This is a genomic window from Ideonella sp. (assembly GCF_041287625.1).
Lineage (GTDB): Bacteria > Pseudomonadota > Gammaproteobacteria > Burkholderiales > Burkholderiaceae_C > Ideonella.
Map to the genome: position 1 here is coordinate 72,892 of NZ_JBGGNH010000071.1, position 13,154 is coordinate 86,045.

12 protein-coding genes are annotated in these 13,154 nt (G+C 69.9%); 8 read left to right on the forward strand and 4 right to left on the reverse strand.

Annotated elements, in window-relative coordinates; translation table 11 throughout:
• Positions 1-83: 83 nt before the first annotated feature.
• Entirely contained in the window at positions 84-812 is a 729-nt protein-coding gene (locus ACAH41_RS26635) for a type 1 glutamine amidotransferase (protein ID WP_325649502.1), read from the reverse strand.
• Between the two features lie 201 nt (positions 813-1,013).
• On the opposite strand from ACAH41_RS26635, the gene ACAH41_RS26640 reads away from it, so the two are divergent.
• A complete protein-coding gene (locus tag ACAH41_RS26640) occupies positions 1,014-1,727 on the forward strand; it encodes a DNA helicase (protein ID WP_325649500.1) in 714 nt (237 codons plus the stop codon).
• Position 1,728: 1 nt separating this feature from the next.
• Here ACAH41_RS26640 and ACAH41_RS26645 read toward each other — a convergent pair whose 3' ends face one another.
• Positions 1,729-2,820 carry a questin oxidase family protein gene (locus tag ACAH41_RS26645; RefSeq protein WP_325649498.1) on the reverse strand — a complete coding sequence of 364 codons (1,092 nt, stop codon included), beginning with the start codon at positions 2,818-2,820 and terminating at the stop codon, positions 1,729-1,731.
• 92 nt (positions 2,821-2,912) lie between these two features.
• Here ACAH41_RS26645 and soxR point away from each other — a divergent pair, with 92 nt between their 5' ends.
• Complete coding sequence (gene soxR, locus ACAH41_RS26650) at positions 2,913-3,407, forward strand: redox-sensitive transcriptional activator SoxR (protein WP_325649496.1); 495 nt, start codon at positions 2,913-2,915, stop codon at positions 3,405-3,407.
• A 60-nt stretch (positions 3,408-3,467) separates the two neighbouring features.
• Positions 3,468-3,761: a fatty acid cis/trans isomerase gene (locus tag ACAH41_RS26655; RefSeq protein WP_325649494.1), complete on the forward strand. Its 294-nt coding sequence runs from the start codon at positions 3,468-3,470 to the stop codon at positions 3,759-3,761.
• Positions 3,762-3,815: 54 nt separating this feature from the next.
• On the opposite strand, the gene ACAH41_RS26660 is transcribed toward ACAH41_RS26655, so the two are convergent.
• Entirely contained in the window at positions 3,816-5,369 is a 1,554-nt protein-coding gene (locus ACAH41_RS26660; protein WP_325649493.1) for a methyl-accepting chemotaxis protein, read from the reverse strand.
• A 334-nt stretch (positions 5,370-5,703) separates the two neighbouring features.
• Between ACAH41_RS26660 and ACAH41_RS26665 the strand changes: the two genes are divergently transcribed.
• The 4 genes from ACAH41_RS26665 (at position 5,704) to ACAH41_RS26680 (ending at position 10,678) form a co-directional block, all read left to right on the forward strand.
• Positions 5,704-6,714 (forward strand): sulfotransferase, encoded by a 1,011-nt coding sequence (locus ACAH41_RS26665; RefSeq protein ID WP_325649492.1) that lies wholly within the window; start codon positions 5,704-5,706, stop codon positions 6,712-6,714.
• A 262-nt stretch (positions 6,715-6,976) separates the two neighbouring features.
• Entirely contained in the window at positions 6,977-7,987 is a 1,011-nt protein-coding gene (locus ACAH41_RS26670) for a sulfotransferase (protein ID WP_325649490.1), read from the forward strand.
• Positions 7,988-8,000: 13 nt separating this feature from the next.
• Positions 8,001-9,227: a chromate efflux transporter gene (gene chrA / locus ACAH41_RS26675; protein WP_325649488.1), complete on the forward strand. Its 1,227-nt coding sequence runs from the start codon at positions 8,001-8,003 to the stop codon at positions 9,225-9,227.
• A 107-nt stretch (positions 9,228-9,334) separates the two neighbouring features.
• Positions 9,335-10,678, forward strand: a complete 1,344-nt coding sequence (locus tag ACAH41_RS26680) for a sorbosone dehydrogenase family protein (protein ID WP_325649486.1) — start codon at positions 9,335-9,337, stop codon at positions 10,676-10,678.
• A 4-nt stretch (positions 10,679-10,682) separates the two neighbouring features.
• Here ACAH41_RS26680 and ACAH41_RS26685 read toward each other — a convergent pair whose 3' ends face one another.
• Positions 10,683-11,618 (reverse strand): LysR family transcriptional regulator, encoded by a 936-nt coding sequence (locus tag ACAH41_RS26685; RefSeq protein ID WP_325649484.1) that lies wholly within the window; start codon positions 11,616-11,618, stop codon positions 10,683-10,685.
• Positions 11,619-11,726: 108 nt separating this feature from the next.
• On the opposite strand from ACAH41_RS26685, the gene ACAH41_RS26690 reads away from it, so the two are divergent.
• A complete protein-coding gene (locus ACAH41_RS26690) occupies positions 11,727-13,154 on the forward strand; it encodes an MFS transporter (protein WP_370538672.1) in 1,428 nt (475 codons plus the stop codon).

Sequence of the window (13,154 nt, forward strand, 5' to 3'; positions counted from 1 at the left end):
TGCGCCACTGTCTGCCGGATGCGACCGGCCGCAGCGACGTGCGACGGGCCGGCCCGGTCGGGCGACGAGCCGGATTTGAAAGGTCAGGTTTCGAAGCCGGCCAGCGCCAGCCAGCGCGCATAGATGTGCGCTGCCATGCGCTGGCTGTCGGCCAGGAAGCGCGTGGTGTCGGCCCGCATCGCGGCTTCGCCCTGCACCGTCGCGTGCTGCCGCAGCGGGTCGCCGTCCTGCGGCGCTTCGCTGCACCAGCGGTTCAGCTTCTCGTCGTCCACCTCGATGTGGAACTGCATGCCCAGGTGCGGGCCGAAGCCGAAGGCCTGGTGCGGGCACGCGGCATTGCCTGCCAGCAGCGTGGCGCCTTCGGGCAGGGCAAAGGTCTGGAAGTGCCATTGGTAGACCGGCAGCGGCGTGCCGCGGCCGAACCAGTTCTGCGCCAACGGCGTCCCGGTTGGCGTGATGTGCGTCCAGCCGAACTCGGGCACCGGGTTGTCGGTCGTTGGCGCGCCCAGTGCCTTGGCCAGCATCTGGCCGCCCAGGCAGTGGCCCAGCACCGGCCGGCCGCGAGCCACCGCGTCGCGCAGCAGCGCCTCGGCGCGATGCAGGAATGGCAGCTCGTCGTTGACGCTCATCGCGCCACCCAGCATCGCGATCGCGTCATACGGCTCGGCCGAGGCCGGCACTTCGTCGCCCGCGGCCACGCTGGCCAGGTCAAACGGCAGGCCCGACTGCTGCAGCCAATGGGCGAGATAGGCCGGTCCGTCATCGGCCATGGGTTGCACGATGAGCAGGCGAGGGCGGGACGGCGAGGACATGGGAACCACAAGGCAATTCGGGGGCCCGATGCTACGGCGGCGGCCGCGCTACCATGCCACTCCAGGCACACCGCCCGTGCCTCCCACCCTCCAGACGGGGCAGCACTTCACGTGCAGGGCTGGCGCACACCCATGGCCTTTGATCCGGCCGGTCGCGCAAGGAGGGACGCGAGGACGGCCGCCCATCGAAGGTGATCCCTCATGAAGCTCTCAGCTCCCATCCACGTCCTGAAGCAGCAGGCCAAGGCCTTGTCTCGCCAGGAAAACATCCGCCTGCATGCTGCGCTGGACTGCATCGCGGTGCGCGAAGGCTTCAACGCCTGGAGCCACCTGGCGGCGCGCTGGCAACCCGGGTCGCCCGGCGCCGCGCTGTTCGCGCAGCTGCAGTCCGGCGACCTGGTGCTGGTGGGTTCCCGCCCCGGCCAGGGCAAGACGCTGCTGGCCATCGGCCTGGCGATAGAGGCCATGCAGCAGCGGCAACACGCGGCGCTGTTCACGCTGGAATTCACCGCGGCCGACGTGGCCCGCTGTTTCGGCCTGCTGGGCCATGACCTGGCGGACTTCGGCGAGCGCTTCGTGCTCGACCTGTCCGAGCGGATTTCGGCCGGGCACATCGCCACGCGCCTGGCCGATGCACCACCGCGCACGCTGGTGGTGATCGACTACCTGCAGCTGCTGGACCAGCCGCGCGAGCACCCGCCGCTGGACCAGCAGGTGCGCACGCTGAAGGCGTTTGCGCAGGCGCGCCAGGCCATCGTCGTCTGCCTGTCGCAGATCAGCCGCGGCTACGAGGGCACCGGCCGACCCTGCCCGGACCTGGCCGACGTGCGGCTGCCGAACCCGGTGGACCTGTCGCTGTTCAGCAAGGCATGTTTCCTGCACAACGGGAAGATGCAGCTCGTGGTCGGCAGCTGATTCAGCCGCCACGCGTCGCCCGGCTCGCCGCCTCGCGGCACAGCCGGTCATCGCCCACCTGCGGCGCCAGCTCGCGGCAGGCGTGCACCAGCTTGATCACGTGGTCGTCCTGCGAGGCGATGGCGGCCGCGACCAGCGCCGGCCACTCGGCCGCCGGCCGCGGTACGGCGCGCGAACCAAGCGGGTCCATGGCCGGCAAGCGCGCGGCCAGCCAGGCGGCGGTGAAGGCGTGGTCCAGTACCGCTTCGTCAACGGCCGCGCCGGCCAGCCAGGGCGACAGCACGTGCACCGCGCGCAGGCCGGTGACCATGTGCAGCACGGTGAAGTTGCCGCTGTCGGCATAGGAGTTCAGCGCCAGCGTCACCAGCTGCTGCCAGCGCGCCGTCAATGCCCCGGCCGGTGCCAGCGCGCCGGCCAGGCGGCGGTAGACCGGCGTGGCGCTGGCCTCGGCCATGCGCAGCGAGATCAGCGGCGCGCTGCTGCGCCAGTCCGCGGCAGCCTCGGCCAGCTGGCGCGACCAGTCGCGCAGCGGCAAGTGCAAGGACGCTGGCTCGGGCGAAGCCAGCGGTTGCCAGCGCGCCGCCCAATAGGCCAGCGCCGCGGCCAGCTCGCCTTCATGCGCTGCTTCGACCGCGTGCGCCACGCGGATCGGTCCGTGGAACGCGGCCGCCGCGATACCAGGCCACAGCCGCGGCAGCGCGGCCTTCAGCACCGCGTCCCGCCCCTGCTCGGCGAGCGCCTCTGCGAACACGGTGCGCAGCCCGGCGAAGGCGCTGAAGTCGCCCAGCGCGACCAGCCAGTCTGCCGGTGCAGGCGCCCAGGGCTGCGCGGCTGGCGCACCGTCGAAGCGGCGCAGGTAGTGGGCGTAGAAGGCATGCAGGCGCGCGTCGCTGGCACCGAGCTCGCTGAGCGCATGCAGCGCCATCGGCATGTGGCTGGTCAGTTCGTTGCGGGTTTCGGGCGGCAGCGCCAGGCTTTGTTCCAACAGCAAGCGAAGCGCTGCGGCGGAACGCGCGCGCGGCAGCGGCGTGGCGGGTGAAGGCGTGGCCAAGGCCCGGGCAGAAGGCAGGTCGGCAAACGAGAGCAGCGGCATGGCGAGGCGTCCTGTTGATGCGATGGTCGCCATGCTCGGAGTTAAAGTTAACTTGAAGTCAACAGGTTTTTTTGATCGCGAGGATGACGGCCATGTCCGAATCGATCCGCTTCAGCGCCAGTTCGCCGCTGACGATTGGCGAACTGGCGCAGCGCGCCGGCGTCGCCCCCAGCGCGGTGCGTTTCTACGAGGCCGAGGGCCTGATGCGCAGCCAGCGCAGCCCCGCCGGCCACCGGCGCTACCCGCGCAGCGAGCTGCGCCGCATCGCCTTCATCCGCGCCGCGCAAAGCATCGGCCTGACGCTGGAACAGATCCGCGCCGCGCTGGCCACGCTGCCCGAGCACCGCACGCCCACCAAGGCCGACTGGGAAAAGCTCAGCCGCGACTGGCGCGCGCTGCTGGATGCACGCATCGCCGAGATGACCCGGCTGCGCGACCAGCTGACGTCCTGCATCGGCTGCGGCTGCCTGTCGCTGAAGAGCTGCGGGCTGTACAACACCGGCGACACCGCAGCCGCCAAGGGTCAGGGGGCGCGCTACTTGCTTGGCGACCGACCGCCGCCGCCCGCCAACGCCCCCAGACGCTGAAGCCACCGCCGGGCTTTGTACGATGCGGCCCGTCGTCCTTCTGCCCGCCTTGTTGTCCCGATGCACCGTTTTGCCTTCCTGCTGCTCGCCACCAGCCTGCTCGCCGTCTGCACCAACCTGGTCGCCCCGGTGCTGGACCCACGCTTCAGGCCGGCGGATCCGATCGGCAGCTACTCCAACATCTTCCTGCGCGTGAAGGCCGCGGACCTGCCCGCGCTGCAGCAACTGCGCAGCAAGCCCGACTTCGACACCCTCGCCCGCCACTGGGCCTTGCGCCGCACCCACCCTGACTTCTGGGCCTTCAGCGCTGCCCTTGCCAGCACAGTGGCAGCCGTCGGCCGATCAACGCCATGAGGTCGCGGCTTCTTCAGCAGGGCCCTGAACTGGCTGAAGATCACGCAGTGACCGTCAGGCGAGCGCCGGCTGGCGCCTGAACCCGGCCAGCGCACCAACCAGTGAATCGGTCTGCGCGCGCAGGCTTTCGGCGGCGGCGGCCGACTGCTCGACCAGCGCGCTGTTCTGCTGCGTCGTCTGGTCGATCTGGATCATGGCGCTGCCGACCCGTTCAATGTCTTGGCGCTGTTCGGACGTGGCGTGGCTGATCTCCGAAGCCAGGTCGTTGACGCGCTGGATGCGCTGCACGATCTCCTGCATCGTGCGGCCGGCCGCGTCGACCTGGGCCGAGCCGGCCTCGACGCGTTCGACGCTGGCGCCGATCAGGCCCTTGATCTCCTTGGCCGCCGCCGCGCTGCGCTGCGCCAGGCTGCGCACCTCGGTGGCGACGACCGCAAAGCCGCGGCCTTGCTCGCCGGCCCGTGCCGCTTCGACGGCAGCGTTCAGCGCCAGGATGTTGGTCTGGAAGGCAATGCCGTCGATCACGCCGGTGATGTCGGCAATGCGCTTGCTGGCGCTGCTGATCTCGCCCATGGTCGCTACGACCTGGTTGACCGCGGTGCCGCCGCGCTCGGCCACGGCGCGGGCATCGCCGGCCAGCTCGGTGGCCTGGCGTGCGGCGTCGGCATTGGTCTGCACCGAGGTGGTCAGCTGCGACATGGCGCTGGCCGTCTGCTGCACGTGGCCGGCCTGCGCTTCGGTGCGCTGGCTGAGGTCCGCATTGCCGCTGGCAATCTCCGACGAGCCGGTGGCGATGGATGAACTGGCCTGCTCGATCTGGCCGACCAGCTGGCGCAGGCGCGTCTGCATGTCGCCCATCGCGCCCAGCAGGCTGTCGGGCTGTGTGTTGGCCGGCACCGGCGAATCGAGGTCGCCGTCGGCGATGCGGCGCACGATGCGCGTCACCTCGCCCGGGTCGCCGCCCAGCTGGCGCATGGTGCTGCGCACCACCCGCCAGGAGGCAATGACGGCGGCCACCACGCCGGCGGCGCACAGCACCAGCGCCAGCATGCGGGCGGCGGCCAGCGCACGGGCGCCTTCGCCGCTGCGATCTTTCACTTCCTCGCGCTGCAGGTCGATCAATTCGGCAAAGGCCTTGGTGACCACCGTGCCGGCCGGGTTCGCGCGGGTCTTGCGCAGCTCGGTGGCCTCGTCGATCTTGTCAGCCTCCAGCAGCTTGAACAGCTCGACCCGCGCTTCCGCATAACGCGGAAACGCCTCGCGCAGCTCGCTCACCTTGGCTTGCACCGCGGGGCCGTGCGGCTTGCTGGCAAAGGCGTCCATCGCCTGCTCGAAATCGGCGCGCAGCTTGGGACTGGTCGCAGCCACCTTGGCGCGGGTTTCGGCGTCGATCGGCGACATGTAGTACGCCACGCCGTGGCGCATGGCCCAGATGGCGGCTTGGGCGTCCGCAATGGCCGTGGTGCCCAGTGTGGCCTCCTGCTCGACCGCCAGCGCGGTCGACGCGGTGGACGCCAGCCGCCAGGACAGCCCGGCGCATAGAAGGAGCAGCGCGGCCAGCAGGCCGAAGGCGGCATAGAGCCGGGTAGCAAGAGTGGTGCGGTTCATGGCGGGCGGTGGTGAAGAACGTTTGCGCCTCCCTGATGCGGCGCCTTGTCCGGGTCTTCGGTCCCGCGCAGCGGATGTGAAGCCCCCATTTGGCGAATGTGTCGGGAATCCGACCCTTCATGACGGCCGGGCCGCAGAGGTGGGTCGTTCGTTCACGCCACACCGCAGCGTTTGCGTTTTTTCACGCGCATCAGCTGCCCCTGCGCTCAACGGGCCGTTGACGCGGCCGATAGCTGGGGAGTCCTCACGCCGCAGGCTGTCATCGCCTCGGCACCGCCTCACCCCACGGCATACCGACCCCACGGTGCGGACCGTCCCCAAAAGGAGTTTCTCGATGAAAATTTTCATGATTGGCACCCAGCGTTCGGGTTCCAACCTGCTGCGCCTGATGGTCAACCAGGCCCCGTCGATCGCCGCCCCGCACCCGCCGCATTTCATGGAGCGTTTCACGCCGCTGCTGCCCAGCTATGGCGACCTGCAGGACGAAGCCAACTTCGCGCGCCTGGTGGACGATGCGGTGGCCATGGTCGAGCGCAACCCCGTGCCCTGGGGCGTGAGCTTCGACCGCGCCGAGATCCGCGCGCGCTGCCGCGACAACAGCCTGGTCGCCATCTTCGGCGCGGTGATGGACCGCATGGCCGAGGCCAATGGCAAGCAGCACTGGATGTGCAAGTCGCTGGCCAATGTGCATTTCCTGCCGGAGATCGAGCGCTACTTCGGCGCCGAAGCGCGTTACCTCTACCTGTACCGTGACGGGCGTGACGTCTGCCTGTCGTTCCTGAAGGCGGTGGTGGGCGAGAAGACCGCCTTCCACGTCGCCAGGCAGTGGGACCTGGAGCAGCAGCTGGCACTGGAATGCGGCCGCCGCGTGCCGGCCTCGCAGTACCTGGCGCTGTCGTATGAAGAACTGACCAGCAACTCGGAATCGACGCTGAAGCTGCTGTGCCGCTGGCTGGGCATCGAGTTCCACCCCGGCATGCTGGACTTCCACCAGTCCGAGGAAGCTGGCAAGACTGCAGCATCAGGCCAGATGTGGGCCAACGTGCGCAAGCCGGTGATGACCAGCAACACCAAGAAGTGGCTGACGGCGCTGAAGCGCGACGAGATCATCGACTTCGAGTCGGTCGCCGGCCGCTCGCTGACCGAGCTGGGCTACGACCTTGAAGTGGCCGGCAAGCAAGAACCGGTGCGCAGCTACGACGCCTCGGCCCTCGCCGCACTGGACGCCGAGAACCGCAGCCGCAAGGCCGCCGTGAAGGAAGAGCTGTCGCCAGAAGACGCGGCCGCCCGCAAGCCCCAGGAAGACCTGCTGGCCGCCATCCGCGCCCGCAAGGTCGCGGCCTGACGGACGGGCGGGGCGGCCGACGCCAGTGCGCGGCATGCCCTGCTGTCAAGGCCTGCAATCGCCGAAAAGCGGGGGCTTTTCCCCGCCAGTTCATCGAATTCATTCAGGGGACAGTTTTGGACACTGCTTATGCGCAAACAGTGCTTGCATGCCTCTTGAGGAACGTTCGTTTCCTTTAGGGCACAAAGCGGCGCCTGCTTGCGCACCCCCACCAACCCCACAAGAAGAGGCCTTCAACGGCCCCACTCAAGGAGTGTTTCCAGTGAAAGTCTTCATGATCGGAACCCAGCGTTCGGGTTCCAACCTGCTGCGCCTGATGGTCAACCAGGCCGAATCCATTGCGGCACCGCACCCGCCTCACCTGCTCGAACGTTTCACGCCCCTGCTGCCGCGTTATGGCGACCTGCAGGACGAGGCGAACTTCGAGCAGCTGATCGACGACGCCGTCAGCATGATCGAGCGTAACCCCGTGCCCTGGGGCGTGTCATTCGACCGGGCCGAGATCCGCGCCCGCTGCAGGGAGAACAGCCTGGTGGCCGTGTTCGGCGCGGTGATGGACCGCATGGCCGAAGCCAACGGCAAGGCGCACTGGATGTGCAAGTCCCTGGCCAACGTGCACTTCCTGCCCGAGATCGAGCGCTACTTCGGCAGCGAAGCGCGTTACCTGTACCTCTATCGTGACGGGCGCGATGTGTGCCTGTCCTTCCTCAAGGCGGTGGTGGGCGAGAAGACCGCTTATCACGTGGCCCAGCAGTGGCAGCGCGAGCAGACGCTGGCGCTGGAATGCGGCCGCCGCGTGCCGGCCAGCCAGTACCTGGCGCTGTCCTACGAGGAACTGACCCGCAACTCGGAGTCCACGCTGCAGCTGCTGTGTCGCTGGCTGGGCATCGACTTCCATCCTGCGATGCTGGACTTCCACCAATCCGAGGAAGCCAGCAAGACCGCAGCCTCGGGCCAGATGTGGGCCAACGTGAAGCAACCGGTGATGGCCGGCAACAGCAAGAAGTGGCTCAAGGGCCTGACCCGCGACGAGATCATCGACTTCGAGTCGGTGGCCGGCGACGCACTAGGGGCGCTGGACTACGAGCTGGAACTCGTCGGCAAGCAGGACCTGCCGCGCCGCTACGATGAGGCCGCGGTGAAGGCGCTGGACGCCGACAACCGCCGCCGCAAGTCCGCGGTGCGGGAGGAACTCTCCCCCGAAGATGCCGCTGCCCGCAAACCGCAGGAAGACCTGCTGGCCGCCATCCGCGCCCGCGGCGTGGCGGCCTGAACGAGGCGCCGCCATGAACACCACCGCGGTGACCCCGTCCTCGCCACCCGATGAAGCATTGCCGGGCCCGCGCAAGGCCCTGCTCTTCGCCGACTGCATGGTGCTGGGGCTGACCGCCTGGGGCGGCTTCATGGCGCTGCTGGCGCAGGCACAGACACGCTTCGTCAAGCAGCGCCAATGGCTGTCCGAGCAGGACTTCGGCGACCTGATCGCCCTGGTCGTGATGCTGCCGGGCCCCCAGGCCGTCAACGCGCTGGCGGTGATGGGCTACCGACTGGCCGGCTGGGGCGGCTTTGCCGCCGCGCTGGCCGGCATCGTGCTGCCGGGCTTCGTGATCACGTTGATGCTGTGGGGCGGCTACGCGCTGCTGGCGCAGCATCCCGACCTGCAGCGCGCGCTGATGGCGGGCGTGCTGCCGCCGCTGGCCATGATCCTCGGGCAGGCCGCCTTCAACCAGGCCAAGAAGGCCACGCCGGGCCTGAAGGAGCGGGGGCTGGCGGTCGTCTGCGGCGTGTTGCTGCTGGCGGTGCCGTACTGGGGCGCGGCCATCTACGTGCTGGCCATGGCCGCGCTGGTGGCGCTGTTCACCTGGCCTGCGCCCAAGGTGGTGGCACCCGAGGCCGCGCAGCGCCGCCTGCATCCTCTGGCACTGGCCTTGTGCATCGCCCCTGCGGGTCTGGCGCTGTTCCAGGTGGTACCGGCGCTGCTGCCCGAGGTGCTGCTGGCCAAGGTCGGCCTGGTCTTTGGCGGGTTGAGCACCACGCTCTTCGGCGGCGGGCTGGTCATGGTGCCGATGCTCGAAGGCCTGATCGTGGACCACCTGGGCTGGCTGGACCATGCCAGCTTCAGCGCCGGGCTGGCGGCCAGCCAGGTCACGCCGGGTCCCATCCTCAGCATCGCCACCTTCACCGGCATGCAGGTGGCCGGCCTGGCCGGCGCGCTGATCGCCACCGTGGGCATCTACCTGCCCACCGCGGTGATCGCCGTGGGCGTGAACAGCATGACCGAGCAGCTCAAAGGCTCGCGCCGCTTCCAGCACGCCATGCTGGGTGTGCGCAGCGCAGTGGTCGGCCTGATCGCCGGCGGCGCAATTTCGCTGCTGCTGAAGCTGCCGGGGCACGGCCTGTCGTGGCAGGGCGGGCTGATGGTGGCGGTGGCCTGGCTGCTGGTCTGGCGGCTGAAGCAGCCGCCCTACCTGACGCTGCCAGTGGGCGTGCTGCTGGCATGGCTCATGCTGTGAAGGTCGAGTCCCACACTGGATAGGCCTGGGGGCTGACAGCCGCGGGGCGCGCGGTGGACCAGCATGGCGCATCGCGGCCCCGCCGCCCTTCATGCGACCTCGCCCCCATGTCCCCCCAAGCCTTTTCCGCACCCCTCAAACTCGCGGCGCTCGCGGCCTCGCTGGCCACTTTCGCGGCCTGCGCCGGGATCGTCGAAGCGGGCCGCGGCCCGGTGGCTTCGCCCGCCGACACCGTGGGCCCGAACCCGGTCATCAAGCCGGTCGACAAGAGCCTGCTGCCGACCATGCAGATCGCCCCGGCCAAGGGCTGGGCCACCGGTGAGAAGCCCGCGGCTGCCGCCGGCCTGGCCGTCAACGCCTATGCCACCGGGTTGGACCATCCGCGCTGGTTGTACGTGCTGCCGAATGGCGACGTGCTGGTGGCCGAGACCAACGCGCCACCCAAGCCGGACGACAGCAAGGGCATCAAAGGCGCGGTGCAGAAGAAGGTGCAGGCCAAGGCCGGCGCCGGCGTGCAGACGCCCAACCGCATCACGCTGCTGCGCGACGCCGATGGCGATGGCGTGGCCGAGACCAAGACGGTGTTCATCCAGGGCCTGAACTCGCCGTTTGGCATGGCGCTGGTGGGCAACGAGCTGTACGTGGCCGACACCGACGCCATCGTGCGTTTTCCGTACACGCCCGGCGCGACCAGCATCACCGAAAAGGGCCAGAAGCTGACCGACCTGCCAGCCGGCAACATCAACCACCACTGGACCAAGAACATCATCGCCTCGGCCGATGGCAGCAAGCTCTACGCCACCGTGGGCTCGAACAGCAACGTGGCCGAAAACGGCTTGGCCGCCGAAGAGGGCCGCGCCGCGATCTGGGAAGTGGACCGCGCCAGCGGCAGCAAGCGGGTCTTCGCCACCGGCCTGCGCAACCCCAACGGCATGGCCTGGCAAGGCAGCACGCTGTGGACCGTGGCCAACGAGCGCGATGAACTCGGCAACGACCTGGTGCCCGACTACCTGACCTCGGTCAAGCAGGACGGCTTCTACGGCTGGCCCTTCAGCTACTACGGCCAGCATGTGGACGACCGCGTCAAGCCGCAGAGCCCGGACAAGGTCGCCAAGGCGATTGCGCCAGACTACGCGCTGGGCGCGCACGTGGCCGCACTGGGCCTGGCCGCGGCGGACAAGACCGCGCTGCCGGCGCCGTTTGCCGGCGGCATGTTCATCGGCGAACACGGTTCGTGGAACCGCAAGCCGCCGGTGGGCTACAAGGTGGCGTTCGTGCCCTTTGCCAACGGCAAGCCTGCCGGCCCGCCGGTGGACGTGCTCACGGGTTTTGTGGACAACCAGGGCGATGCGCACGGCCGGCCGGTCGGCGTGGTGATCGACAGCAAGGGCGCACTGCTGGTGGCGGACGACGTGGGCAACGTGGTCTGGCGGACCAGCGCAGCGCGCTGAAGGTTCAACCGGGAAAGCCCAGCGGGTCGCCGCCCAGCACCTCTGCGACCACCTCTCGCACGCAGCCGCGCAGCCAGCGCTGCGCCGGGTCGGCCTCCAGGCGCGGGTGCCAGAGCAGCGAGACGGTCAGCGGCGGCACGGCGAACGGCAGCGGAAAGCGGTGCATGCCGCCGTGCAGCCCCGCGGCGTGGCGCTCGGGCACGCTGGCCACCAGCTCGGTGGCCTGGGCCAGCGCGAGCGCGGCGGAGAAGCCGGCCACCGTGGTAGCGATGTCGCGCGCCTGGCCTGTCGCGGCCAGCGCCTCGTCCACCGGCCCCTGCCGGCCGGACGGGCCGGCACGGCGCGCGACCTCGATGTGCTGGCAAGCGAGGTAGCGGGCCAGCGCCACCTCGCCCCCTTCGGCCAGCGCATGGCCGGCCCGCACCACGCCAACAAAGCGGTCCCGGAACAAGGCCTGCGCGCGCACCTCCGGGCCCATGCGGTCGCCCACCACGCCGGTCTCCAGGTCCACGCTGCCATCGCGCAGCGGCGCACTGTCCTTGTCCGGCTTGGGCAGGAAATGCAGGCGCACGCCAGGTGCCTCGCGGGCGATGCGGGCCAGCAGGGCAGGGCCAAAGCCCTCGACGAAGCCTTCCCGGCTGCGCAGCGTGAAGGTCTTCTCCAGCTGGTCCAGCCGCAGCGGCTTCTGCGGCCGCAGCGCAGCCTCGGCCGCCTGCACCAGCGAGCCCAGCTGCTCGCGCAGTTCGAGCGCACGTGGCGAGGCCACCAGCCCCCGCCCGGCGCGCACCAGCAGCGGGTCACCCGTCGCCTCGCGCAGCCGCGCCAGCGCCCGGCTCATCGCCGAAGGGCTGAGCCGCAGCCGGCGTGCGGCGGCGGCCACGCTGCCTTCGGTGAGCAGCACGTCCAGCGTGACGAGCAGGTTGAGGTCGGGGCGGGTCATGGTGGCGCAAAGCGTGCCCGCGATCATATGGCGCCGCATGCACGAATGAAGTGCAAATGCTGCGCCTTCCGCCGTGTCGCTTGAACGCCTATCTTCAGCGCCATGCCCATGAACCTTGCCAACAACCCCGCCGCCGCAGCCAGCGCAACGCCCCCTGCCAACCTGCGCTGGGTGCTGGGCAGCCTGGCGCTGGGCATGCTGCTGCCTTCGCTGGGCACCAGCATCGCCAGCGTCGCGCTGCCCACGCTGGCCGAAGCCTTCCATGCATCCTTCCAGCAGTTGCAGTGGGTCGTGCTGGCCTACCTGCTGGCCAGCACCACCTTGATCGTCAGCGTGGGCAGGCTGGGCGACCTGGTGGGCCGGCGTCGCTTGCTGCTGGCCGGCATCGCGCTGTTCACCATCGCCTCCGGCGCGTGCGGCATGGCGGACCGGTTGTGGCTGCTGATCGCCGCCCGCGCGGCCCAGGGCCTGGGTGCGGCAGTGATGCTGACCCTGACGATGGCGCTCGTCGGAGAGGCGGTGCCCAAGGCCCGCACCGGCAGCGCGATGGGCCTGCTGGGCACCATGTCGGCCGTGGGCACGGCGCTCGGTCCGTCACTCGGCGGCGTGCTGATCGCCCACTTCGGCTGGCAGGCGATCTTCTGGGTCAACCTGCCGCTGGGCGTGCTGGCGCTGTGCCTGGTGTGGCGCCACTTGCCGGCGGACCGTGCCGCCAAACAACCCGCCATGGCGCGCCCTGGTTTCGACCATGCCGGCACCGTGCTGCTGGCGCTGACGCTGGCCGCCTACGCCATGGCCATGACATGGGGCCGCGGCCACCTCGGCACGCTGAACCTGATGCTGCTGGCCGCCGCGGGCCTGGGCGGCGCACTGTTCATCGCGGCCGAGCGCCGCGCGGCGTCACCCTTGATCCGCCTGGCCAGGTTCCGCGAACCGGCGCTGCGCGCCAGCCTGGCGATGAGCGCACTGGTCGCCACCGTCATCATGACCACCTTCGTCGTCGGCCCGTTCTACCTCGCCCACGCTTTGCACTTGAGCACGGCCCAGGTCGGCCTGGCACTCGCGGTCGGCCCGGTCATTTCCTCGCTCACCGGACTGCCGGCCGGCCGCAGCGTCGACCGCTTCGGCGCCGCCCGCGTGACCCGCTTCGGCCTGGGCGCGATGATGGCCGGCTGCCTGGCGCTGTGCCTGGCGCCAAGCGCGTTCGGCATTGCCGGCTACCTGGTGCCGTTGGCGCTGCTCACCGTCGGCTACGCGCTGTTCCAGGCCGCCAACAATACGGCCGTGATGGCTGATGTGGCGGCGGACCAGCGCGGCGTGATCTCCGGCCTGCTGAACCTCTCGCGCAACCTCGGCCTGATCACCGGCGCCTCGCTGATGGGCGCGGTGTTTGCCTGGGGCGTGGGAGCGACCGACTTCGGCATGGCCAAGCCGGGTGCAGTGGCACATGGCATGCGGGTCACGTTTGCGGTCGCTGCTGGCTTGCTGGTGCTGGGCCTGGCGCTGTCGCGGAAACGGCGGAGCCACGGGTGCTAG

Excerpts from the sequence above, each read along its gene's own strand:
- chrA (WP_325649488.1), top strand. The coding sequence starts at position 8,001 with ATGAACACCACCGCGGTGACCCCGTCCTCGCCACCCGATGAAGCATTG.
- ACAH41_RS26680 (WP_325649486.1), top strand. The coding sequence starts at position 9,335 with ATGTCCCCCCAAGCCTTTTCCGCACCCCTCAAACTCGCGGCGCTCGCG.
- soxR (WP_325649496.1), top strand. The coding sequence starts at position 2,913 with ATGTCCGAATCGATCCGCTTCAGCGCCAGTTCGCCGCTGACGATTGGC.
- ACAH41_RS26640 (WP_325649500.1), top strand. The coding sequence starts at position 1,014 with ATGAAGCTCTCAGCTCCCATCCACGTCCTGAAGCAGCAGGCCAAGGCC.
- ACAH41_RS26645 (WP_325649498.1), bottom strand. The coding sequence starts at position 2,820 with ATGCCGCTGCTCTCGTTTGCCGACCTGCCTTCTGCCCGGGCCTTGGCC.
- ACAH41_RS26685 (WP_325649484.1), bottom strand. The coding sequence starts at position 11,618 with ATGACCCGCCCCGACCTCAACCTGCTCGTCACGCTGGACGTGCTGCTC.
- ACAH41_RS26665 (WP_325649492.1), top strand. The coding sequence starts at position 5,704 with ATGAAAATTTTCATGATTGGCACCCAGCGTTCGGGTTCCAACCTGCTG.
- ACAH41_RS26655 (WP_325649494.1), top strand. The coding sequence starts at position 3,468 with ATGCACCGTTTTGCCTTCCTGCTGCTCGCCACCAGCCTGCTCGCCGTC.
- ACAH41_RS26635 (WP_325649502.1), bottom strand. The coding sequence starts at position 812 with ATGTCCTCGCCGTCCCGCCCTCGCCTGCTCATCGTGCAACCCATGGCC.
- ACAH41_RS26660 (WP_325649493.1), bottom strand. The coding sequence starts at position 5,369 with ATGAACCGCACCACTCTTGCTACCCGGCTCTATGCCGCCTTCGGCCTG.
- ACAH41_RS26690 (WP_370538672.1), top strand. The coding sequence starts at position 11,727 with ATGAACCTTGCCAACAACCCCGCCGCCGCAGCCAGCGCAACGCCCCCT.